Annotated in this window: 1 protein-coding gene; it reads left to right on the forward strand. The window is 49.5% G+C overall.

From position 1 onward, the window contains the following. Positions 1 to 147: 147 nt before the first annotated feature. Positions 148 to 603 carry an IS200/IS605 family transposase gene (gene tnpA / locus V6B97_RS17475; RefSeq protein WP_333507711.1) on the forward strand — a complete coding sequence of 152 codons (456 nt, stop codon included), beginning with the start codon at positions 148 to 150 and terminating at the stop codon, positions 601 to 603. Positions 604 to 719: the final 116 nt, after the last annotated feature.

A 719-nucleotide genomic window follows, 5' to 3' on the forward strand; every position in this document is an offset into this window, starting at 1 on the left:
TTATGGCTTTAGCCAGTTGAGGGAGCGAAGCGACCGAAACAGAGAACCACCCGCTATGCGGGTGGAGTCAATCGGTTATACCAAAAAACACCTTTCCGGTTACGCTACAGGTGTTCAAGCCAGTCGCAACCTAAGGAAAGGTGTTTTATGGGAGCCAAGGTTCAAAGTTTAGCCCATACAAAATGGCTGTGCAAGTATCACATTGTTTTCTCCCCGAAATATCGGCGCAAGATAATATTCGCCAAGCTTCGGGAAAGCATCGGTGAAATATTCCGCGACCTCTGCAAATACAAAGGCGTTGAAATTCTGGAAGGGCACCTCATGCCGGATCATGTGCATATGCTGGTGAGCATCCCGCCCAAAATCAGCGTTTCGAATTTTATGGGGTACCTGAAAGGCAAAAGTTCATTGATGATCTTCGACAAGCACGCCAACCTGAAATACAAGTTCGGCAACCGCAAGTTTTGGGCGGAGGGGTACTTTGTAAGTACCGTTGGCCTTAATGAGGCCACCATCCGCAAGTACATACGGCAGCAGGAAAAGCATGACATCATGCAGGACAAGCTGACCACGCGGGAGTATGAAAACCCCTTCAAGGGGTAGCCAAAGAGACAAAGGTACTGGCTTGAACGCAGTGAAAGCAGCGTCCTTTAGGCGCAGGCCGGTAAGATGCCCTTATAGGGCAGAGCAAACCACCCGCTATGCGGGTGGTTTTGATT

Source organism: Nitratidesulfovibrio sp. 1201_IL3209 (genome assembly GCF_036763125.1).
Classification (GTDB): domain Bacteria; phylum Desulfobacterota; class Desulfovibrionia; order Desulfovibrionales; family Desulfovibrionaceae; genus Cupidesulfovibrio.

Coding starts and splice junctions, on each gene's coding strand:
- tnpA (WP_333507711.1), top strand. CDS start 148: ATGGGAGCCAAGGTTCAAAGTTTAGCCCATACAAAATGGCTGTGCAAG.